22 protein-coding genes are annotated in these 22,064 nt (G+C 41.7%); 21 read left to right on the top strand and 1 reads right to left on the bottom strand.

Annotated features, from left to right (window positions below):
• Positions 1 to 31: 31 nt before the first annotated feature.
• The 4 genes from prmA (at position 32) to deoC (ending at position 3,983) form a co-directional block, all read left to right on the top strand.
• Complete coding sequence (gene prmA, locus KOL94_RS08705; protein ID WP_221565671.1) at positions 32 to 997, top strand: 50S ribosomal protein L11 methyltransferase; 966 nt, start codon at positions 32 to 34, stop codon at positions 995 to 997.
• Positions 997 to 1,752, top strand: coding sequence for a 16S rRNA (uracil(1498)-N(3))-methyltransferase (locus KOL94_RS08700; RefSeq protein ID WP_221565669.1), 756 nt, complete (start codon positions 997 to 999; stop codon positions 1,750 to 1,752). The genes prmA and KOL94_RS08700 overlap by 1 nt, the downstream gene beginning before the upstream one ends.
• Positions 1,753 to 1,758: 6 nt before the next feature.
• The gene (gene mtaB, locus KOL94_RS08695; RefSeq protein WP_221565667.1) at positions 1,759 to 3,105 is read left to right on the top strand and encodes a tRNA (N(6)-L-threonylcarbamoyladenosine(37)-C(2))-methylthiotransferase MtaB; all 1,347 of its coding nucleotides are present in this window, start codon (positions 1,759 to 1,761) and stop codon (positions 3,103 to 3,105) included.
• 212 nt (positions 3,106 to 3,317) lie between these two features.
• The gene (gene deoC / locus KOL94_RS08690) at positions 3,318 to 3,983 is read left to right on the top strand and encodes a deoxyribose-phosphate aldolase (protein WP_221565665.1); all 666 of its coding nucleotides are present in this window, start codon (positions 3,318 to 3,320) and stop codon (positions 3,981 to 3,983) included.
• A gap of 187 nt (positions 3,984 to 4,170) precedes the next feature.
• Here the strand turns inward: deoC and KOL94_RS08685 are convergent, their stop codons facing one another.
• Positions 4,171 to 5,103: a Na/Pi symporter gene (locus KOL94_RS08685; RefSeq protein WP_221565663.1), complete on the bottom strand. Its 933-nt coding sequence runs from the start codon at positions 5,101 to 5,103 to the stop codon at positions 4,171 to 4,173.
• Between the two features lie 177 nt (positions 5,104 to 5,280).
• Here KOL94_RS08685 and rpsU point away from each other — a divergent pair, with 177 nt between their 5' ends.
• The 17 genes from rpsU to glyS all read left to right on the top strand — a co-directional run bounded on the left by rpsU (position 5,281) and on the right by glyS (position 21,852).
• Complete coding sequence (gene rpsU, locus KOL94_RS08680) at positions 5,281 to 5,457, top strand: 30S ribosomal protein S21 (RefSeq protein ID WP_221565661.1); 177 nt, start codon at positions 5,281 to 5,283, stop codon at positions 5,455 to 5,457.
• A gap of 15 nt (positions 5,458 to 5,472) precedes the next feature.
• The gene (locus tag KOL94_RS08675; RefSeq protein ID WP_221565659.1) at positions 5,473 to 5,916 is read left to right on the top strand and encodes a GatB/YqeY domain-containing protein; all 444 of its coding nucleotides are present in this window, start codon (positions 5,473 to 5,475) and stop codon (positions 5,914 to 5,916) included.
• A gap of 286 nt (positions 5,917 to 6,202) precedes the next feature.
• Positions 6,203 to 7,555, top strand: a complete 1,353-nt coding sequence (locus KOL94_RS08670) for an NfeD family protein (RefSeq protein ID WP_221565657.1) — start codon at positions 6,203 to 6,205, stop codon at positions 7,553 to 7,555.
• A 4-nt stretch (positions 7,556 to 7,559) separates the two neighbouring features.
• Positions 7,560 to 8,567, top strand: a complete 1,008-nt coding sequence (floA, locus tag KOL94_RS08665; protein WP_221565655.1) for a flotillin-like protein FloA — start codon at positions 7,560 to 7,562, stop codon at positions 8,565 to 8,567.
• Positions 8,567 to 9,058 carry a hypothetical protein gene (locus KOL94_RS08660; protein ID WP_221565653.1) on the top strand — a complete coding sequence of 164 codons (492 nt, stop codon included), beginning with the start codon at positions 8,567 to 8,569 and terminating at the stop codon, positions 9,056 to 9,058. The genes floA and KOL94_RS08660 overlap by 1 nt, the downstream gene beginning before the upstream one ends.
• A 329-nt stretch (positions 9,059 to 9,387) precedes the next feature.
• Positions 9,388 to 9,672: a sporulation protein YqfC gene (gene yqfC, locus KOL94_RS08655; RefSeq protein WP_221565651.1), complete on the top strand. Its 285-nt coding sequence runs from the start codon at positions 9,388 to 9,390 to the stop codon at positions 9,670 to 9,672.
• A gap of 20 nt (positions 9,673 to 9,692) precedes the next feature.
• The gene (gene yqfD / locus KOL94_RS08650) at positions 9,693 to 10,880 is read left to right on the top strand and encodes a sporulation protein YqfD (protein WP_221565649.1); all 1,188 of its coding nucleotides are present in this window, start codon (positions 9,693 to 9,695) and stop codon (positions 10,878 to 10,880) included.
• A 6-nt stretch (positions 10,881 to 10,886) separates the two neighbouring features.
• Entirely contained in the window at positions 10,887 to 11,852 is a 966-nt protein-coding gene (locus tag KOL94_RS08645) for a PhoH family protein (RefSeq protein WP_221565648.1), read from the top strand.
• Positions 11,853 to 12,531: 679 nt separating this feature from the next.
• A complete protein-coding gene (locus KOL94_RS08640) occupies positions 12,532 to 14,724 on the top strand; it encodes an HD family phosphohydrolase (RefSeq protein ID WP_260412260.1) in 2,193 nt (730 codons plus the stop codon).
• Entirely contained in the window at positions 14,721 to 15,194 is a 474-nt protein-coding gene (ybeY, locus tag KOL94_RS08635; RefSeq protein WP_221567634.1) for an rRNA maturation RNase YbeY, read from the top strand. The genes KOL94_RS08640 and ybeY overlap by 4 nt, the downstream gene beginning before the upstream one ends.
• Complete coding sequence (locus tag KOL94_RS08630) at positions 15,191 to 15,553, top strand: diacylglycerol kinase family protein (protein WP_221565647.1); 363 nt, start codon at positions 15,191 to 15,193, stop codon at positions 15,551 to 15,553. Before ybeY ends, KOL94_RS08630 begins: the two co-directional genes overlap by 4 nt.
• 12 nt (positions 15,554 to 15,565) lie before the next feature.
• Positions 15,566 to 15,964 (top strand): cytidine deaminase, encoded by a 399-nt coding sequence (locus KOL94_RS08625; RefSeq protein ID WP_221565646.1) that lies wholly within the window; start codon positions 15,566 to 15,568, stop codon positions 15,962 to 15,964.
• A complete protein-coding gene (era, locus tag KOL94_RS08620) occupies positions 15,957 to 16,865 on the top strand; it encodes a GTPase Era (protein ID WP_221565645.1) in 909 nt (302 codons plus the stop codon). The genes KOL94_RS08625 and era overlap by 8 nt, the downstream gene beginning before the upstream one ends.
• Positions 16,866 to 17,028: 163 nt before the next feature.
• Positions 17,029 to 17,178 (top strand): YqzL family protein, encoded by a 150-nt coding sequence (locus tag KOL94_RS08615; RefSeq protein WP_221565644.1) that lies wholly within the window; start codon positions 17,029 to 17,031, stop codon positions 17,176 to 17,178.
• 33 nt (positions 17,179 to 17,211) lie between these two features.
• A complete protein-coding gene (gene recO / locus KOL94_RS08610) occupies positions 17,212 to 17,955 on the top strand; it encodes a DNA repair protein RecO (protein ID WP_221565642.1) in 744 nt (247 codons plus the stop codon).
• A gap of 938 nt (positions 17,956 to 18,893) precedes the next feature.
• Positions 18,894 to 19,778, top strand: coding sequence for a glycine--tRNA ligase subunit alpha (glyQ, locus tag KOL94_RS08605; RefSeq protein ID WP_221565640.1), 885 nt, complete (start codon positions 18,894 to 18,896; stop codon positions 19,776 to 19,778).
• Complete coding sequence (glyS, locus tag KOL94_RS08600; protein ID WP_221565638.1) at positions 19,771 to 21,852, top strand: glycine--tRNA ligase subunit beta; 2,082 nt, start codon at positions 19,771 to 19,773, stop codon at positions 21,850 to 21,852. The genes glyQ and glyS overlap by 8 nt, the downstream gene beginning before the upstream one ends.
• Positions 21,853 to 22,064: the final 212 nt, after the last annotated feature.

The following is a 22,064-nucleotide window of genomic DNA, read 5'->3' as shown; positions in this document are numbered from 1 at the left end:
AATGAAAAATGAAAGGAAGATGGTAGATCTCATGAAATGGTCTGAAATCAGCATTCTTACAACACAGGAAGCAATTGAACCGATTTCTAATATCCTGCACGAATCTGGAGCTAGTGGAGTTGTAATTGAAGACCCGCAAGACTTGGTGAAAGTGTGGGATACCTCAATGGGAGAGATCTACCAGCTGAATCCGGACGATTACCCTGATGAAGGTGTGGTCGTAAAAGCTTATTTGCCAGTTAACAGCTTTTTAGGTGAGACTGTCGAAGAGATAAAGGAAGCCATCAATGGACTGCTGCTTCATAACATCGATCTTGGCCACAATAAAATCACGATTAGTGAAGTCCATGAGGAAGAATGGGCGACAGCTTGGAAAAAGTATTATAAGCCTGTGAAAATTTCTGAACGAATCACGATCATACCAACATGGGAAGAGTATGAAAAAGTGAGTACGGATGAACTAATTGTAGAACTTGATCCAGGAATGGCTTTTGGTACAGGGACTCACCCTACGACCGTCATGTGTATCCAAGCAATCGAGAAAACGCTGAAACCTGAAGATGAAGTGATTGATGTGGGAACAGGATCAGGCGTTCTAAGTATTGCTGCAGCGAAACTCGGAGCAAAGCATGTAACTGCATTGGACTTGGATGAAATAGCAGTGAAAAGTGCTCGATTGAACATCAAGCTAAATAAATCCCAGGATCAGATCACAGTACGTCAAAACAACCTCTTGGACAACGTCAGCGGTGAATACGACTTGATCGTAGCGAACATATTAGCGGAAATCATCCTCCGTTTTGATGAGGATGCTTTCAAATTACTTAAACCTGATGGGAAGTTCATTGTTTCAGGGATCATTAAAGGAAAAAAGGATGAAGTGAAACGAGCACTTCTTGAGCATGGATTCCTTATAGATGAAACGTTACTGATGGAAGACTGGGTCGCCTTCATTGCAAGAAAACCTAAACAGAAAGAAATTGAGGGGACACAATAATGCAGAGGTACTTCGTCCAACCTGATCAGATGACTGATACGTTGGTTTCGATAAAAGGGGAAGATGCGAAGCATATCTCGAAAGTTATGCGGATGACTCCTGGCGATCATGTGATTTGTAGCGACAATCAAGGTCGTGTTGCAAGGTGTGCGATTCTTGAATTGACAGATTCATCTGTGGAACTTTCGGTAGCCGAGTGGATTGGAAACGAAACAGAACTGCCAATTTCTGTAACGATCGCGCAAGGTCTGCCAAAGCATGATAAACTAGAGATGATTGTCCAGAAAGGTACCGAACTTGGGGCTGAACGATTCATTCCTTTTCAAGCCGACAGGTCGATTGTGAAATGGGATTCGAAAAAGTCTAAAAAGAAAACAGAACGACTGCAAAGGATCATTAAAGAAGCAGCTGAACAATCCCAACGAAACAAAATGCCTGAATGTATCGAGCCGGTTTCTTTCAAGGAATTGATTTCTCAAAGTGAATCGTATATGATGAAAATCGTTGCATATGAAGAACAGGCGAAACAGAATGAGACGTCCCGATTGGCTAAGCTTCTTAGCAGAGCGGATATCGGAAATGAGAGTATCATCATTGTCATAGGGCCGGAAGGCGGTTTGACAGAACATGAAGTCCAACATCTCCAGGATGCGGGCTTTATTGCCTGTGGTTTTGGACCGCGTATTCTGAGGACCGAGACTGCTTCATTATATGTGCTCTCTGCTATTTCCTATCAATTAGAATTATTGAGGTGACCATAAATGCCTTCTGTAGCGTTTCATACATTAGGATGTAAAGTAAATCATTACGAAACTGAAGCGATCTGGCAGCTGTTCAAGAGTCAAGATTACGAGCGTACAGATTTCGAAAAGCGTGCGGATGTGTATGTAATCAACACTTGTACCGTAACGAATACTGGGGATAAAAAAAGTCGTCAGGTGATCCGTCGTGCCATCCGTAAAAATCCCGATGCCGTCATTTGTGTAACAGGATGTTATGCTCAGACCTCACCAGCCGAGGTCATGGCGATTCCAGGTGTCGACGTCGTCGTCGGTACACAAGACAGAGTGAAGATGCTCGAATACATCGAACAATATAAACGTGAACGTCAGCCGATCAATGGGGTAGGCAACATCATGAAAGCTCGGGTCTATGAAGAGCTTGAGGTACCTGCATTCACCGATCGTACACGTGCTTCATTAAAGATTCAAGAAGGTTGCAACAATTTCTGTACCTTCTGTATCATTCCTTGGGCGCGTGGGCTTTTACGTTCAAGAAAACCAGAGCATGTCATCGAACAAGCACAGCAGCTTGTGGATGCAGGCTATCAAGAAATCGTCCTTACAGGAATCCATACAGCTGGCTATGGCGAGGACATGAAAGATTATAATTTCGCCCAGCTTTTATCGGATATCGATGAACAGGTCAAAGGATTGAAACGTTTACGGATTTCTTCTATTGAGGCAAGCCAGGTGACCGATGAGGTGATCGACGTATTGGATCGTTCCGATATCGTTGTTCCTCATTTGCACATACCATTACAATCTGGATCTGATACGGTACTTAAACGTATGAGAAGAAAGTACAGTATGGAAATGTTTACGGATCGATTGAACAAATTAAAAAAAGCGTTACCAGGCCTTGCGATAACATCAGATGTGATCGTCGGCTTCCCTGGAGAAACAGAAGGCGAGTTCATGGAAACTTATAATTTTATTAAAGATCATAAGTTTTCTGAACTTCATGTATTCCCGTTCAGCCGAAGAACAGGAACACCTGCAGCCAATATGGATGATCAAGTTCCTGAGGATGTGAAAAATGAACGCGTCCATCGGTTGATTGAACTTTCGAATCAATTAGCAAAGGAATACGCCTCTCAATACGAAGGAGAAGTCCTTGACATCATCCCTGAGGAACTTGATAAAGAGCATCCAGACGGGGATATGTATATCGGTTATACCGCGAATTATATGAAAGTCCGTATTCCTGCAACTGAAGACATGATTGGTAAACTCGTTCGTGTAAAGATTACGAAAGCAGGATACCCTGTGAACGAAGGACAATTTGTGAGAGTCATGGATTCAGAGCAGACAACCGCGTCAGCTTAAAGAACAACAAGATTTAAAAGGTAAGACATGTTGTAGAAAACCAGTGCGAGTGGAAATATATATATATACGGGTGCGGGAAAAGCAAGCGGAGGAGGCTAGCGGACCGCCAGCGGATAGCGAGTGTATTTTCGGCCATGACGATAGGCTTGTGAAGACAATACTCTTGACTAAAAGTGCAAAATTTAATGACAACAAAAGAGGAGATGCAAGTATGAACATTGCAAAAATGATCGACCACACAGCATTAAAACCGGAATTGACAAAAGAAGACATTGTAAAACTTGCTGAAGAAGCAAAAGAATATTCATTTGCTTCAGTTTGTGTAAATCCAACATGGATTGGAACGGCATATCAAATCTTGAAAGATACAGACGTAAAAGTATGTACAGTAATCGGTTTTCCATTAGGTGCATCTACTCCTGAAACAAAAGCGTTCGAAACGAAAAATGCGATTGAAAATGGAGCAACAGAAGTGGATATGGTCATCAACATCGGTGCACTTAAAAGCAAAAACTACGAATTAGTAGAGAAAGATATCAAAGCAGTTGTAGATGCCGCGAAAGGGAAAGCTCTTACGAAAGTGATCATTGAAACATGCCTTCTTACGGACGAGGAAAAGAAACAGGCTTGTGAACTATCAGTGAAAGCTGGAGCGGATTTCGTAAAAACATCTACTGGTTTTTCAACAGGTGGAGCAACTCAGGAAGACGTGGCATTGATGCGTAAGGTCGTAGGGCCAGAAATCGGTGTAAAAGCGAGCGGTGGAGTAAGAGGACCAGAATCCGCAAAAGAAATGATCGATGCTGGAGCAACACGAATCGGTGCAAGCTCAGGAATTGCCATCGTTAAAGGTGAAACTTCACAATCAGATTATTAATAAAAAGGGAGAGCTGACACGTGGTCAGCTCTTTTTGAATTTTTAATCTATTCAATGATGTACAGAAAATAAGGTCGGAAAATGTCGTTTGGCCGATAAAATGGAGTTTTTGGCCGTAAAAGTACTATAGTCGACCGTAAAACCCTCGATTTTGGCCGTAAAAACCAAACTTGGTGACCGCAGCACCCTATATTGCTCTTTCTCCATGAAGCTTCGTAATTAAAGCAGCAAGTAATCCCGCACATGGCAGTAGCAATATTGATGAAATGACATTAAACAACACACTTGCATGCGCAATTTGTACGTCTGGCAGATGGGTCAACAAGATGACGAATTCAGAAAAGATTTTTAAAAACGGAAGAAAGAGGAACACGCCGATGATATTGATCCAAATATGGGCAAAAGCGACGAGCTTCGCTTCACGTGTCGTTCCAACTGATGCAATCACTGCCGTAACACAAGTCCCGACATTAGCACCTAGCATGATCGCGATGCCTGATGTCAATGAAAGGATGTTTTCATGCATGAGTGACATGATGATGGCAGTAGTGGCCGTACTGGATTGGATGACTGCTGTCATTGTCGTTCCCAAACCTAACCCGAATAATATATGTTCATTTGTCCTTTGAAGGAAATGCTGAACCCATGAGAGCTCAGTAATTGGACCTGCTAAGGCTTCGAAACCGTTCATTGCTACAAACATGCATCCTAAACCGAACAGAGCTGACCCAGAGCAAAACGACCATTTACTTGGATAAAGAATCATTATGAATCCGATGATCAGAAACGGTAGGATCATCTGATTAAGTTCGAGTGTTATGATTTCAGTAGAAACGGTTGTCCCGATATTCGCTCCGAGTATGATACCGATCGATTGTCGGAAGCTCATGAGGCGAGCCGCAACAAGACCGATGACGATCACCATGACAGCAGAACTGCTTTGTACGACAGCAGTAAGCACTGCACCGAATAAAAAACCTTTCCAGGTCTTGTCTGTATAACGAAGAAGCAAATCCTTGAATTTTTCTTGAGAAGCAGTATTCAAACCTAGACGCATCACAGTCATTCCGAAAATGAATATCGTCAAAAAAACTGCGAATAATGAGATTATCTGTGTCATTTGATCATCACCACCTAGTCTATATTATGGACGAGGTGTTTTGGACATGACGAAATAATTACATGAATAAAGGAAATAAAGTTGACGAAAAAAATAGGCATATATTATAATGTTTAAAGATATGGTTTTTCGCTCCTTTTTCTATTTTTTTGAAGGAGCTTGGAGGGAGGGAAATATATGTCTATTAGAACAAGTGTTCGTAAGAACGAATCTATAGAAGATGCACTTCGTCGTTTTAAGCGCAACGTTTCTAAAGAAGGAACATTGGCTGAGGTACGTAAGCGTAAGCATTACGAAAAGCCTAGCGTAAAGCGTAAGAAGAAGTCTGAAGCAGCTCGTAAGCGTAAGTACTAAGAGAGGGTGTTCTAATTGAGTCTTCTTGACCGTTTGAATCAAGATATGAAACAAGCGATGAAAAACAAAGAAAAACAACGACTGACGGTCATTCGTATGGTGAAGTCTTCTCTTCAGAACGAGTCGATCAAGTTAGGACACGAATTGAATGAAGAAGAGGAATTGACGGTTCTTTCACGTGAAGTTAAACAACGGAAAGACTCCCTCCAGGAATTCGAGAAGGCTGGTCGTGAAGACTTAGTCGAAAACTTACGTCAAGAGATTGCAATACTCAATGAGTATCTCCCTGAACAATTATCCGAAGAAGAAGTCAACCAACTTGTCAAAGAAACAATTGAGCAAGTGGGAGCAACTTCGAAACAGGATATGGGAAAAGTGATGGGAGCCATCATGCCTAAAGTAAAAGGCAAGGCAGATGGTGGTCTTGTGAACCGTTTAGTACAACAGAACTTATCATAATAAATGAGTTGAAAACGTCTTGCATGTGCAAGGCGTTTTTTTACGCTTATTAGAGTCTCTGGACATGGTTCAGGATTTTCTGGACAAAATTTCGGAATTTCTGGACAAAACTACGGAATAATTGGACATTGATCGAAATTATCTGGAGAAAACCCCGGAGTATCTGGACAACACTCAACTCATATTTTCGTAGTTTGATCTCACAAAAATATTTCCTTTTAAAAATGTGAAACCTAACTGTATTATTATACGTAGAAAGTGTAGATCGTAAAAGGGGGTGGATTTTATGAAATTGTTTAAAAGAAATATAAAGATCTCATTCTATATGTTGTTGATTTTATTGCCAATGATTCTCGTTCAAATAAACCCTTCACAAGCTGAAGATGGGAAACCGGTTGTTTATGTTGCTCCTGTTCAGGACGCGGTTGAAAGAGGTTTAGAATCTTTTATAAAACGTTCTATCAAAACCGCTGAAGATAACAATGCAGATTACTTGGTCTTGGAGTTGGATACACCAGGTGGATTGGTCGATGCAGCTGGAAACATTGCAAAAATCATGAGGGAGTCTGAGGTGCCAATCATTGCATATGTCACGAAACACGCTTTATCAGCAGGGGCGTACATTGCTTTGAATGCAGATCAGATCGTGATGAAACCGTCGACTACTATTGGGGCTGCTGGAGTCATCGATTCCCAGGGTAATGCAGCAGGAAAAAAAGCTGAATCAGCATGGATCGCTACAATGGAAGCTTCTGCAGAGTTGAACGATCGTGACCCGAAATATGCTAGAGCGATGGCAGATCCTGATGTTGAAATTGAGGAATTGGGCGTATCTAAGGATGAATTCCTGACGCTCAATGCGACACAAGCGAAAGAAGTTGGTTATGCAGAAGCGATTGTCAATAATCGCAATGAACTCTTGGGCTATCTTAAAGTACCTGATGCTGAAATCAAGGAGATTGAAGTATCTTTCGCTGAAACGATCGCCCGTTATGTGACACATCCCGTTGTAGTTCCAATCTTGCTATCGATCGGGAGTATTGGACTGGTGCTTGAACTTTATTCACCAGGGTTTGGTATTCCGGGTGCATTCGGACTAGGTGCCTTACTTTTATTCTTCTTTGGCCATATGATCGCTGGACTTGCAGGTTGGGAATCTCTCATCTTGTTTGTATTGGGGATTGGATTGATTATAGCTGAGGTGTTCGTGCCAGGTGGGATCCTCGGGATTGGCGGAATTATCGCTGTGTTAGTGGGTATTGTGCTTGCCGGGGGATCTCTCGGAAATATCTTGCTGTCAATCTTGATCGCTTTAGTCGCAACAATCATTGTATCAATCCTTTTCTTAAGATATTTTGGATATAATGGGCCATTAAAGAAAATCATACTCTTTGACTCCACTTCCAATGACAAAGGATACATTTCGAATGTTACGAAGAGTGAGTTGATCGGTATGACTGGAACAACGATGACTCCTTTACGACCATCAGGTACAGCAATCATCGGAGACGATCGATATGATGTCGTCACCGAAGGTAGTTACATTGGAATAAATCGTCCAATAAAAATCATTAAAACGGAAGGTTCTCGGATCATCGTTAGAGAAATAATAGTAGTAGAAAATCAAGGGGGTAACTAATTAAATGGATCCTAACATTTTAACCATGGTCATTTTAATAGGGGCAGTCATTATCGCCCTGGCCGTATTATTCACGTTCGTACCTGTAGCCCTGTGGATTTCCGCACTTGCTGCAGGCGTAAGAGTAAGTATTTTCACACTGATCGGAATGCGCTTGAGACGTGTCATTCCATCCCGCGTCATTAATCCGTTGATCAAGGCGGTAAAAGCTGGCCTTGAACTCAGTACGAACCAGTTGGAGAGTCACTACTTAGCAGGTGGTAATGTAGACCGGGTCGTAAATGCACTGATCGCGGCTCACAGAGCGAACATTGAATTGAGCTTCGAACGTTGTGCAGCGATCGATCTTGCGGGACGTGACGTATTAGAAGCTGTTCAAATGAGTGTCAATCCAAAAGTAATCGAGACACCTTTTATCGCTGGTGTGGCGATGGATGGTATCGAAGTGAAAGCGAAAGCTAGAATCACAGTGCGCGCAAATATCGAGCGTCTCGTCGGTGGTGCAGGTGAAGATACTGTCATAGCGCGTGTAGGTGAAGGGATCGTATCAACGATCGGTTCATCGGATAATCATAAAAAAGTCCTTGAAAATCCAGATTTGATTTCTCAAACAGTACTTACAAAAGGTCTTGATGCTGGTACTGCGTTCGAAATCTTGTCGATTGATATTGCCGACGTTGATATCGGTAAAAACATCGGGGCAGAATTACAAACCGAGCAAGCTGAAGCGGATAAGAATATCGCTCAAGCGAAAGCGGAAGAACGCCGTGCAATGGCAGTAGCACAAGAACAAGAAATGAAAGCCCGTGTTGAGGAAATGCGTGCGAAAGTTGTGGAAGCTGAAGCCGAAGTTCCGATGGCTATGGCAGAAGCATTACGTTCAGGGAATATTGGGGTCATGGATTACATGAATTATAATAACGTAAAAGCGGATACTGATATGAGAGGATCGATCGGTAAAGCGACTGACCCTAAGGATGAAGACGACAATCCAGGAGGAGGCACTTACTAGTGCTAGAAGCGATCTTTGAACTGCTGATGCAAAACATCTTCTTCGTGATTTTGGTCATTGGCGGGATTCTCAGCTTCTTCAAGCGTCAGATCGAAAAACAAAATGAACATCAGCAACCTAAACGTAGACCACAACAAAATCAACAACAACCGCGTCCAGTTGAATCAAGACCTGCTCGTGTTGAGGAAAAGACCCGTTCAGGACGGCAATGGAAGGAACGCGGTGAAAAGATTTCAACAGATTTACAAGAGTTATATCATACAAAGCGGGAAGAATTAGAGAAGACAGTTCATGAGCATAACACTCGTGAGTATATGCCAAGAGAATCGAGACTGCTTCAACCAAAACCGAAGCCTAAGCCGAAACTTTCAAAAAGTCAAGTTCTGCCCAACCCGGACAATGTTGCTCAGGGTGTCATTTGGGCAGAGGTGCTTGGTCCGCCTCGTTCCAGAAAACCGCATCCTGTAACAGCTCGTTTAAGACAACGATAAAAAAGATAAAACCATGTGCGCAATTTAGTGTACATGGTTTTTTTTGTGCGCTCTTTTATTCCTAACTTTCACCCAATTCCCTTCCTCCCCGGTGATCAATTATTCTTTTCATTTGCACATGATGTCAAAATAAATGAAATCATTTTCGTATCTGCGGTGAGGAATCTTAGAAGATTTCCTTATGCTGGCTTGGACGTTTTCCCCAGACCGAATCGGGCGTAATCTTTCCCGCATGAATTCAAATATGAAAAATATAATGGTGAAAGTATGGATAACGGTGATAGTTATTGCTTTTCATTCATAAAAATGAGATGAGAGGGGGTTCGTTTATGGCGCGTTTGAAACAGAAAGTGAAAAAGTGGATGACCCGTTCTTTGGAATTACCAGCTGATGTCGTCATGGACCTGCCCAGGATCACGATGATCGGACATTTGCACATATATATTGAAAACCATAGGGGAGTTAAGAAATTCACTAATGAAGAACTCCGGCTTAACCTTCAACAAGGAGAGGTCTTGATTACAGGTGAGGATTTTGTCTTAAAAACGATCCTCCCTGAGGAAATTTTAGTAGAGGGTAAAATTCTTGATGTGCGTTACATAAACATTTCTTAAAACCTATAGGGGGAGGATCCATGAAAAAATTTTGGACAAAGTACCTCAAAGGAACTGTTATCGTAAAAATTGAAGGAGAACATGCAGAAACCTTCCTCAATTATTGTTTGAATCATAATATCCACCTTTGGGATATAAGACGGCGGAATGAATCACAGCTAGAGCTTCATATGTTCACCGACGATGCTCTTCACATAAGGAAAGCGCTAAGGGAATCCGGATGCAAATTCACAGTCGTTCGAAAACAGGGAGCACCATTCATCGTAAAAAGGATGATATCTAGAGGCGGGTTCATTTTAGGACTGCTTTCCTTTTTCGTTATTGTCTTCCTGTTATCCAACATGGTTTGGAAAATTGAAGTGAGCGGAGCCGATCCCCAAACTGAACACCACCTCCGAAAAGTAGTTGATGAGCTAGGAATCAAGAAAGGAAAACTTTTATTCCGATTACCGGACCCACGTGAAGTCCAATATTTTGTTACCGAAAAAATGGACGAGGTCACGTGGGTTGGAGTCACGCTGGACGGGACTACCTTCAAGTTTAAAGTCGTGCAAAAAGAATTGCCTGAAAAGGTGGAAGTGACTGGACCTCAAAACCTTGTCGCTAAAAAGAAAGCATTCATTACAGATATGTTCATCGAGCAAGGTCAACCGAAAGTGGAAAGAAATCAATTGGTCCAAAAGGGAGAATTATTAGTTTCAGGGTATATTGGAAAAGATAAAAACACACGCACCGTTGCTGCCAAAGGCAAAGTGTTCGGTGAGGTTTGGTATCGAGGTGATGTGACGCTGCCGCTGGAGTCGAGCTTCGAAACCTACACAGGAAACAATATACACAAACATTACTTGAGCGTATTTGGTAAAAATATTCCGATATGGGGATTCAGTGATGTTACCTATGATCATTATGAAGTATTGGAGGAAGAAAAATCGTTCCGGATGTTCATGTGGGAATTACCAATCTCTTATCTAAGAAAAGATGTACAGGAATCAGAACGTGTCGTTCGTAAATATACGGAGAAGGAAGCCATTGAAAAAGCACAAGAAATGGCTGGTGAAGATCTGAAAAGCAAGCTGGATGATGAAGCAAAAATAAAAAGCGGAAAAATTTTGCACCATACTATCGACAATGGTAAAGTAAAAGTATCGATGTACTATAAAGTCATCGAAAATATTGTAAGTGAACAACCAATAATTGGAGGAGATTGAGCCATATTGTCAGAACACTTGAATATAAAGAGTTTACAAATAGACAATCCTTCGGAAGGCATTGCCCTATTCGGTCCTAATGATTCACACCTGAAAACACTTGAACAGACGTTGGACGTAGAAATCGTCACCCGCGGCGGTGGAGTAGCTGTCACTGGCGAGGAGGAAACTGCCCAACTGGTTGAAGATGTCCTTAACGCCCTTCTCTCGTTGATCCGTAAAGGTGTCAATATCACCGACCGTGATGTCATCTATGCCGTACAGCTATCGAATGAAGGCATACTAGAAGAACTTGATCAATTATTCGAAGAAGAAATCACGACAAATATAAAAGGTAGACCGATTCGTTCAAAAACACTCGGTCAACGCCATTACATCAATGCGATCAAAAAGAATGATCTCGTCTTTGGAATCGGTCCAGCAGGTACTGGAAAGACATTTTTAGCTGTCGTCATGGCGGTTAAAGCTCTGAAAGAAGGTAAGGTTAAAAGGATCATCCTGACTCGTCCTGCAGTGGAAGCAGGAGAAAGTCTTGGATTCCTGCCAGGTGATCTGAAGGAAAAAGTGGATCCATACCTCAGACCTTTATATGATGCCCTACATGATCTTTTCGGAGTGGAACATACGGAAAGACTTATTGAGCGTGGGACGATTGAAATCGCACCTCTGGCATACATGAGAGGGCGTACGTTGGATGAGGCATTCGTCATACTTGATGAAGCCCAGAACACCACTCCAGAACAAATGAAAATGTTTCTGACGAGACTTGGTTTCGGATCCAAAATGATCATTACCGGTGACATTACCCAAATCGATTTGCCACGTGGAAAAGAATCAGGTCTTCGTAAAGCACAGAAAGTTTTCAAAGACATTCAAGGAATCAAGATTATGCATATGCAACAATCCGATGTAGTACGCCATCCTCTTGTTCAAAAAATCATAAATGCTTATGAAGTCGAAGATAATGATTAAGACCAATCCCGCTTCAAGTCAGAACTTCTCATTGTTAAAATCGAGCAAACTGACTGGAAGTGTGGGATGGTCTTTTTTCTATTTGGCTTTGTAAAATGACTTTGAAAAATGAATGATAGTTTTTACTAAATTCGCTCCCTTTCCGTGAGCGAACTGCTAAGGCTTTGAATTCGTTCCTCTAAAATTGAAGTTATTTTTGAAACTTTTTACGTTCATAAGAGGTATTAGAAGTATGCCTTCTTTTACAAAATTTTCTTAACCCTTGTCCCTACGGGTCGAAATACGTGATAAAATGATAATAGGAGAGAATTTTTCTTTTTAGTGTGTTGCTAATGAACGGTTATCATTTGATATAGAGATCGATGAAAACCTGGAAGCAGTGGAAATATACGAGACTCCTGCGGGAATAGCGATCCAGGCGGGACCCCGCTCGTTATAAAAGGATCATCGACTATAATAAGGATCTTCGACTAAATTCCACCACGTCCTGCGCCTGCGGTTACTCGGCGCAAAACTGCAAAAAGGGTGGAATTAAAATCTGTGGTCTTGTGGTGAACGTCGTTTAATAAAGACATTATAAATTTTAATGGTGACATTAACAGGAGATTCATTTCAGGGAAATACATAACCGATCTTTATCTTACAAACCAGGGCGTCACCATAGAAGGAGTGGGATTGAATGTCTCCCAAAGTAATCAATGAACTGAAAACGAAATGGAATCAAATTGAAAACAGTAAAATAAGCCGATTCCTTCTTTATCTGACGCTAGCTTTTGTGATGGTGGTTACGATGATAAGCAACGTAATTCCTGAAAAGCTGGATGTCAGTTTGAATTCGATTGCTGAAGATGATATTCAATCCCCGTACCGTATCCAAAACCAAAGGGAAACGAATGCTAAAGAAGCGGAAGCAGCTGCCTCTGTTCCAGATGAATATGTGGAGAAGGAAAATGTAGTCCTTGACCAAGTCGTATATATTGAAAAATTGTTCACTCAGATCCAGGAGATTCAAGCTGAAAATTCCAAAGAAAACGATAATTCAGATCCTAAAAAAGACGAAGATACACCTGAAACAGATGCTGACACAATCACTTCAACCAAACAAAACATCAATTTAATTCGTAACAGCCTTCCAGAATTCATTTCTAAAGACATTAAAGATGATTCATTGATCACTTTTCTGAATGCTTCTAAAGCTGATGTCTCAATGGCTAAAGATGTTGCGATCTCAACGATAAAAACGATCATGAAGGATAAAATTACCGTTGAGCAGATTAGTGAAAAGAAGAAGGAAGTCGAACCTTTCATCGGGAATGCATTCATATCTGACAGTGTTAAACCAGCCTTAAGCGAGATAACAGCAAGTGCGATTACATCTACTTATACGTTTGATGCAGAAGAGACGAAGAGATTACGTGAAGAGGCGATAGCGAATGTAGAGCCAGTCTTCATCCGCGAAGGAGAGATCATAGTTGAAAAAGGAAGCCGTATTACCAGTGATGCCCTCTATAAACTGGAGATTGTCGGCTTATTGAAAGAGGACTTTTCTCCTTATCCATATATCGGCCTTGGATTATTGGTCCTCTTATTGACCGCCTTCTTGATCTATTACCTCCGTGATCTGATCGGTGAAAAGAAAAAAGAAAACATCAAATTGATCATTTACGTGTTATTGTTTTCGATCACACTTATATTGATGAAAATTACCAGCTTGCTCAGTATCTATTATCCTAGTGTGGCATTCATCGTACCAGTCGCTTTTGGAACGATGATGATCAAAATGTTGATCGATGAACAGAGTGCGATCATTTCAAGTATCGTTTTCGCGATTTGTGGAAGCTTAATTTTTAACGAGAATACAGCAAGTCCATTCAATTTCACGATAGGAACCTATGTCCTTATCAGCTCACTTTCAGGTATCCTTTTCCTTGGAAAGAGAAACGTCAAATCTAAAATTCTGAAAGCCGGATTCTTTGTGTCAGTCATCAATTCGATTGTTGTGTTGCTCATTTTGGCATTGACGAATGGTCAATTTGGACTGACCGATATCTCCTGGCAGGTTGGTTATGCACTTTTCTCGGGGTTCATATCCGCTGTATTGACACTTGGGCTTTTACCATTCTTTGAAGCAGGTTTCGGTATTTTGACTTCCATGAAGCTGATTGAACTTTCAAATCCGAACCATCCGTTACTTAGGAAATTGCTCATGGAAACACCAGGAACGTATCATCATAGTGTCGTTGTCGCTAATTTGTCTGAGGCTGCATGCGAAGCGATCGGTGCAAATGGTCTTCTGGCAAGAGTGGGCTCTTACTACCATGATCTTGGAAAGACGAAGCGCCCTCACTTCTTCATTGAGAACCAGATGAATATTGAAAATCCACACGATAAGATATCACCACAGCTCAGTAAAACGATCATCATCGCGCATCCGTACGATGGAGCTGAAATGCTGAGGGAATATAATCTCCCGACTGAGATTATTGATATCGCAGAGCAGCATCATGGAACCACATTATTGAAATATTTTTACCATAAAGCGATGCAGCAATCTGATAAACAGGTCACAGAATCCGATTTTCGTTACCCAGGGCCGAAACCGCAAACAAAAGAAATTGCAATCGTCTCGATCTCAGATTCAGTAGAGGCTGCTGTCCGTTCTATTGCAAAGCCTACACCGACTAAGATAGAATCATTAGTACGGAAAATCGTTGCTGAACGTTTGGAGGATGGACAATTCAACGAATGTTCGATTACATTGAAGGAACTCGAAACCGTTACGATCAGCATTTGCGAAACGTTGAATGGCATGTTCCATTCCCGTATTGAATACCCTGAGGAAATTCATAAAAAGAAAGTGAGCCAAGCATAATGTTATCCATAGATTTATATGATGAAACCGAACAATTGGATGAATCCTTGATAAGTGAAGTAGAAAGTCTGCTTCAGCATGCTGCTAAAGAAGAATTGGTCAAACAAGGAACAGAACTCTCTGTGACGTTTGTGACGAATGTACGTATCCAAGAGATCAATTCTGAATATAGAGGGATCGACAGACCAACTGATGTCATTTCCTTTGCCCTAGAGGATGAAGTTGAGGGTGAAGTGAAGATTCTTGAGGACGATCATCCGATCTTGCTTGGAGATATCATCATTTCAATTGAAAAAGCGAGTGAACAAGCTGAAGGATATGGTCATTCCTTCATGCGTGAGGTTGGTTTTCTGGCAGTCCATGGGTTCCTGCATTTATTAGGGTATGATCATATGGACGATGAAGATGAAAAGAAAATGTTAGGAAGACAAGACGCCATACTCAATTCTTATGGATTGAGACGATCATGATTAAAGAGGTTGCGAGAAGTTTTCGCTTTGCATTTGAGGGAGTATTACAGGGCTGGCGAGAGGAACGTAATTTTCGCATCCATTGTGTTTTTGCTGTTTTCACCATCATTTTTGCTTTCTTTCTCGGTTTTTCAATTGTGAAATGGTCGATTCTCTTGCTTACGATTGGAATCGTGATGGGACTGGAATTGATGAATTCGTCAATTGAGCGAGTTGTCGACCTGCTGACAGAGGAATATCATCCAATCGCGAAAAAAGCAAAGGACTTTGCTGCTGGTTCAGTCTTTATTTTCAGTATCATTGCTGTTATAATAGGATTCCTTCTATTTGCTGGACCAATAATTGAAATCGTTTTATAGAGGTGAATATACTTGACAAAAGATGAATTGATACAAGAAGCAATTGAAGCAAGGAAGTTTGCATATACACCATATTCTAAATTCCAGGTCGGAGCAGCCTTGTTGACTGAGGATGGTAAGGTCTATCGTGGAGCTAACATTGAAAACGCTGCTTACAGTCTATGTAATTGTGCTGAACGGACAGCCTTGTTCAAGGCATACTCGGAAGGGGACAAGACGTTCCAGGCTATGGCAGTCGTCGCAGATACGAAACGTCCAGTTCCACCTTGTGGAGCATGCAGACAAGTGATCTCAGAGCTATGTTCACCTACTATGCCTGTTTTTCTGACCAATCTAAAAGGCGACACCCAAGAGCTGAAAGTCAGTGAATTACTGCCAGGCGCTTTCTCACCGGAGGATTTAAATGGGTAGAGAAGGATTCAAGTCAGGATTCGTATCCATCATTGGACGTCCGAATGTTGGTAAATCGACGTTGTTGAACCATGTGCTTGGACAAAAGATCGCCATCATGAGTGACAAGCCTCAGACGACACGCAACAAAATCCATGGAGTCTATACAACGAATGAGGAACAGGTGGTTTTCATCGATACGCCTGGCATTCATAAACCGAAACATAAACTTGGTGACTTCATGACGAAAATTGCGCAAGAAACGTTGAATGAAGTTGACATCATCTTGTTTTTGATCAATGCCGAAGAAGGTTATGGACGTGGGGATCAGTTTATCCTTGATCGCCTGCAAAATGTGAAAAGTCCTATTTTCTTAGTGATCAATAAGATTGATAAAGTGCATCCTGATGAGTTGCTGCCGATCATCGAGCAATATCGTGAAAAGCTGGATTTTGCAGAAATTGTGCCTATTTCAGCGTTGAATGGCAACAATGTCAACACGTTGATGGAACAGATCACCAAATATCTTGAAGAAGGTCCACAATACTATCCTGAGGACCAGGTGACGGATCATCCGGAACGTTTTGTTGTCGCTGAACTGATTCGTGAAAAAGTGTTGCATCTAACGCACGAAGAAGTACCTCATTCCGTAGCTGTTGTCATTGATGAGATGAAACGCCGAAAGAATGGGAACATGGTCGATATCACTGCAACGATCGTTGTTGAGCGCTCTTCACAAAAAGGGATATTGATTGGAAAACAGGGCGGTATGCTGAAGAAAATCGGTTCGCTTGCGCGTCAAGATATCGAGCACCTCTTAGGTTCAAAAGTTTATTTGGAACTGTGGGTGAAAGTACAGAAGGATTGGCGGAACCGTCCGTTCAATTTGAGGGATCTCGGATTCAGTGAAGACACATACTGATCAAGTGGGACGGCATACGGATCACCAGCGGGTGTAGATTCACGTCCAAAAGAGCAAAATGTGTAATGTGAAATTGTCAAAAATTCCATAACATGAAATTTGTAATCAAGGTCACTCTAATGTTAAGGATTGCTTATTTTCTTTCGAAAGGTGGAGATATTCCATGAGGGACTTTACCTGGAAACTGTTTTGCGAGACAGGTAATATCGATACGTATCTCTTGTTAAAAGAACTAGAGAGTGAAAACGAACGATCATCTGACCTGTTGGAAATTGAAGAAAGGAAAGGCGATTATTTAGAAACAGAACTTTGATTGCATCACATTTGATAGCAGGCGGTGATGGTGATGTTGATCAAATCAGAAGCAATCGTGATCCGAACGTCGGATTACGGAGAATCCAACAAAGTAGTAACCGTTTATACAAAGGATTTTGGCAAAATGGGGATGATGGCAAGAGGGGCGAAAAAGACGAAAAGTCGCCTCTCTTCTGTTTCCCAGTTATTCACTCACGCTCACTTCCTTATACAAAAGGGAAGTGGATTAGGAAGCTTGAGTCAGGGAGAGATCATCAATACGTTCCGGGGGATCAAGCAGGATATTTTTAAAACAGCGTATGCAGCTTATATGGTGGAACTTCTGGATAAAACGACTGAAGACAACGAAGCCTCACCCGCTTTGTTCGAATTCTTGAAGCTATCTCTGACTTATTTGGATGAGGGTGTTGACCCGGATATTTTGAAAGCGATCTTCGAAATGAAAATGCTTCGGCTTTCGGGTGTAAGTCCCCAGGTCGATCGGTGTGTCCTTTGTGGACGAAGAGAAGGAATCTTTTCATTTTCGATTGGTGAAGGAGGGTTCCTCTGTAATCAGTGCAGGCATTCCGATCCAAATGCACTTGTCCTGACACCGCAGACTGCAAAGCTTTTAAACCTTATTTACCATATTGATCTATCGAGGTTAGGAAATGTTTCTGTAAAAGAGGAAACGAAAAAGACATTGAACAAAGTTTTGACTACATACATCGATGAATATACAGGAGTCCGACTGAAATCAAAACGTTTTCTCGATCAATTACAGAAATTTGAATAAAGATTTGACATACTTATCAAAAACGATTATGATACTTTCAACAAAATTTAAATCGACGCGTTGAAGGAGAGGAGTACTTACAACTTCAATTCCAAGCGACTCTAGGATGGTGAAAGCTAGAGATTGAAAGGTAAGGAAGGGCGCTCTGGAGCATTTTAATAAAGCGGGGGTGAAGGACTAATCGGACACTTCAATGATCATCGGGTAGATGATCATCTGTATGAAGACAGTCGATTAAGGACTCAACTCCAAATAGGGTGGAACCGCGGGTAAACTCTCGTCCCTATGTCGAGCCAGACATAGGGATGAGAGTTTTTTCTTTTGTACTGAAAGAAAGTATAAGGGCAACTATGGCTCAGCCTTCGCTAAGGTTTGGCTTTGCCAAGTTTTCTTTATCCGACTTACCTGTGTCAGGTTCGAAAAGAAAGGCTCTTTTAGTAAAGATTGTTGCTTCCACCAAAACCTATCGTTATGATGGTGGAAATATACCCGCTTTCCGCGGGTACAGGAAAAGCGGAAGCGACCCGTCTAGTCACGCAGGTCACGGGAGAACTGACGAGGAGGCTCGAACCAAACTCAGACTTAGTTCTGCGTGGGCTAACTCATAAGGAAATCAATCAATGTGTTGTCGCCGCAGGAAGTTTAAAGTGATCCTCAACACAAAAATGAAATCATTTTCGTGTCTGCGATGAGAATTCTTAGAAGCTTACCTAATGCTGGTTTCGACGTTCACCATAGGACGTAGTGGTATTTAGTCGAAGTTCATTATTATAGTCGAAGATCCTTTAAAAGATTGCGGGGTCTCGCCTGGCTCGCTTTTCCGCCGGCGTCTCATATATTTCCATCGCTTACAGGTTCTTTATCAAATCTAAGGTTTCATTAGCAACAACCATTTAGACAAAAGCTAAAAAATTAAAACATTGAACGTGGAGGTCGTTATGAATTTACAAGATATGATTCTTACATTGCAGCGTTACTGGGCAGAACAGGGATGTTTCGTCATGCAAGCGTATGATGTGGAAAAAGGTGCAGGAACGATGAATCCGATGACATTTTTACGAAGCATAGGACCTGAACCTTGGAACGTGGCTTACGTTGAGCCATCCAGACGACCTGTCGACGGCCGATATGGAGAAAATCCAAACCGTCTTTACCAGCATCATCAATTCCAGGTAGTCATGAAGCCATCACCTGATAACATCCAGGAGCTATATTTGGAAAGTCTAAAGGAAATCGGTATCAACCCAACAGAGCATGACATCCGATTTGTAGAAGATAACTGGGAAGCACCGACTTTGTCTGCCTCTGGATTAGGTTGGGAAGTGTGGCTCGATGGCATGGAAATTACACAATTTACTTATTTTCAGCAAGTAGGCGGTTTAGATGCAAAACCTGTATCCGCTGAAATCACTTATGGGATCGAGCGTCTTGCTTCTTACATACAGGACAAAGAAAATGTATTCGATCTAGAGTGGCATTCAGGAATTACGTATCACGATCTTTATTTTCAATCTGAATACGAACACTCGAAATATACGTTTGAAGTATCAGATACAGATATGATGTTCAACCTTTTCAATGTCTATGAAACAGAGGCAAGGCGGGCAATCGAAGAGCGGCTGGTATTCCCGGGTTATGATTATGTATTGAAATGTTCCCATGTATTCAATCAACTTGACGCAAAGGGAGCGATTTCTGTTACAGAACGAACGGGATATATCGGACGTGTCAGAAATCTAGCAAGGAAATGTGCCAGAGCTTATTATGAGCAAAGAGAACAATTAGGGTTTCCGATGCTGAAGGGGGCGAAAGTCGATGAGTAAACAGGATCTCTTATTAGAAATCGGTTTAGAGGAAATGCCTGCACGCTTTGTGACAGATGCCATGTACCAGCTGTCTGATAAAGTTGCGGGTTGGCTTACGGAAAACCGGATTCCATTCGGTGAAGTACTGCCATACTCCACACCTAGACGACTTGCTGTGAAAATAACAGATGTTGCAGAGAAGCAAGAGGACCAAGAAGAAGAACTTAGAGGTCCAGCGAAGAAAATCGCTCTTGATGAAAATGGAAACTGGTCGAAGGCTGCATTAGGCTTTGCCAGAGGACAAGGAGTGGACCCTGAGAACCTCTTCTTTAAAGAAGTGAAAGATACTGAATATGTATTCGCGAATAAGTACACAACGGGCATATCTACCATGGATCTATTACCTCAATTGGACAAAGTGATCCAGAACCTTCATTTTCCAAAGAATATGAGGTGGGGGGATAAAGAATTCAAATTCGTCCGCCCGATCAAATGGCTTCTGTTCTTATTCGGTAGTGAGGTACCGGGATTAGAGGTTGCTGGGGTACAAGCAGATCGAAAAACGTATGGTCATCGTTTCCTTGGTGAAGAGATTGAAATAGAATCACCTGAACAATATCCTACTGATCTTCTTGGGCAATTTGTCATTGCTGATCCGAAAGAACGGAAAGAAGCCATCCAACATCAATTGGAAAACATCCAGGAGGAAGAAGGATGGAAAATTCCAATCGACGATGCACTGTTGGAGGAAGTGAACAATCTGGTCGAATACCCGACTGCTTTACATGGAAAATTCGATGATGAGTTCCTGGAGCTCCCATCTGAAGTGCTGATCACTTCGATGAAAGAGCACCAACGTTATTTTCCTGTCCAGAACAATGATGGAGAGCTTCAACCATATTTCATAACAGTACGAAATGGTGATCATAATCACCTTGCGAATGTCGTCAAAGGAAATGAAAAGGTCTTGCGTGCGCGCTTGAAGGATGCTCAATTCTTCCACAACGAAGATAAACGAAAGTCAATCGATCATTACCTGGCGAAACTTGAATCCATTGTGTTTCATGAAGAGTTAGGGACGATTGCAGATAAAGTTGAACGCATCAAGATCCACGCTTCCTCTACAAGCAGCTTGCTCCTGTTGGACAATGAGTCGGAAGAATTCATTCAGCGTGCTGGTTCTATCTGTAAATTTGATCTTGTCACTCAAATGGTTTATGAGTTTCCAGAACTGCAAGGCGTCATGGGTGAAAAATACGCAAAATTATTCGGAGAAGATGAGCTTATAGCTGCAGCAGTGAACGAACATTATCAACCTCGATTTGCAGGGGATTCTCTGCCTGGAACCGTCGTTGGCTCTGTTTTGAGTGTCTCTGATAAATTGGATACGATTGTCGGCTGCTTCGGTATCGGTATCATTCCGACGGGTTCTCAGGATCCTTATGCATTGAGAAGACAAGCGGCTGGTATATTGCAAATCATGATTCAGAAGGCGTGGCCGGTTGAGCTTGAACAACTCTTGAATGCTGTTTTAGATGTATATGAAGAAAAACAATTATTGAAAAATGATCGACAAGAAGTTTTTAATCAGCTGATCGAATTTTTCAATATCCGCTTAAAAACGATTCTCCAAGATCAAGGTGTTCGATACGATGTAATCGACGCAGTCTTGACTGGTAGATTAGGTCGAGTAGACTTACTGATCAAAAGAGCAGAAATTCTAGGCGGATATCTAAATCAGGAAACATTCAAAGATGCCAATGTCTCGTTGACCCGTGTACTCAATATCTCTAAAAATCTGGATGAATCATTGAGTAATATTGACACAGGATTATTCGAAAATGAAGAAGAAAAGGCATTATATGACCAGTATGTAAGCTGTAAAAAGCAAAGCGAGAATTTACAACAACCAGAGGATGTCGATGGATTTTATAATCGTTTGATGCAATTGCCTGAAATTATCGATCGGTACTTTGATAATACGATGGTCAACGCAGATAATGAGGCGATCAGAGAAAACCGCCAAGCGCAGATGAAAAACTTATCAAAAGTGATTCTTTCATTTGCCGATTTCAATCAGTTAGTGCTTTAAGGATAGACTTTGAAACAGAGCTTTTTACTTATTTGAAAAGAAGACCGTATGACCGTGGTCTTCTTTTTCCATTGGCTCTGTGAAAGTTTGGAGGTTTTATAATAGCTTGTTTGCTAATTAATGGTTATCATTTGATATAGAGATTGATGAAAACCTGTAGGCAGTGGAAATATACAAGACTCCTGAGGGAAAAGCGAGCCAAGCAAGGCCCC

The organism is Alkalihalobacillus sp. TS-13, assembly GCF_019720915.1.
In the GTDB taxonomy this organism is placed as follows: Bacteria; Bacillota; Bacilli; order Bacillales; family Fictibacillaceae; genus Pseudalkalibacillus.
The sequence above is the reverse complement of the archived record's forward strand: the minus strand, read 5'-3'. Positions and strand labels throughout refer to the sequence as shown.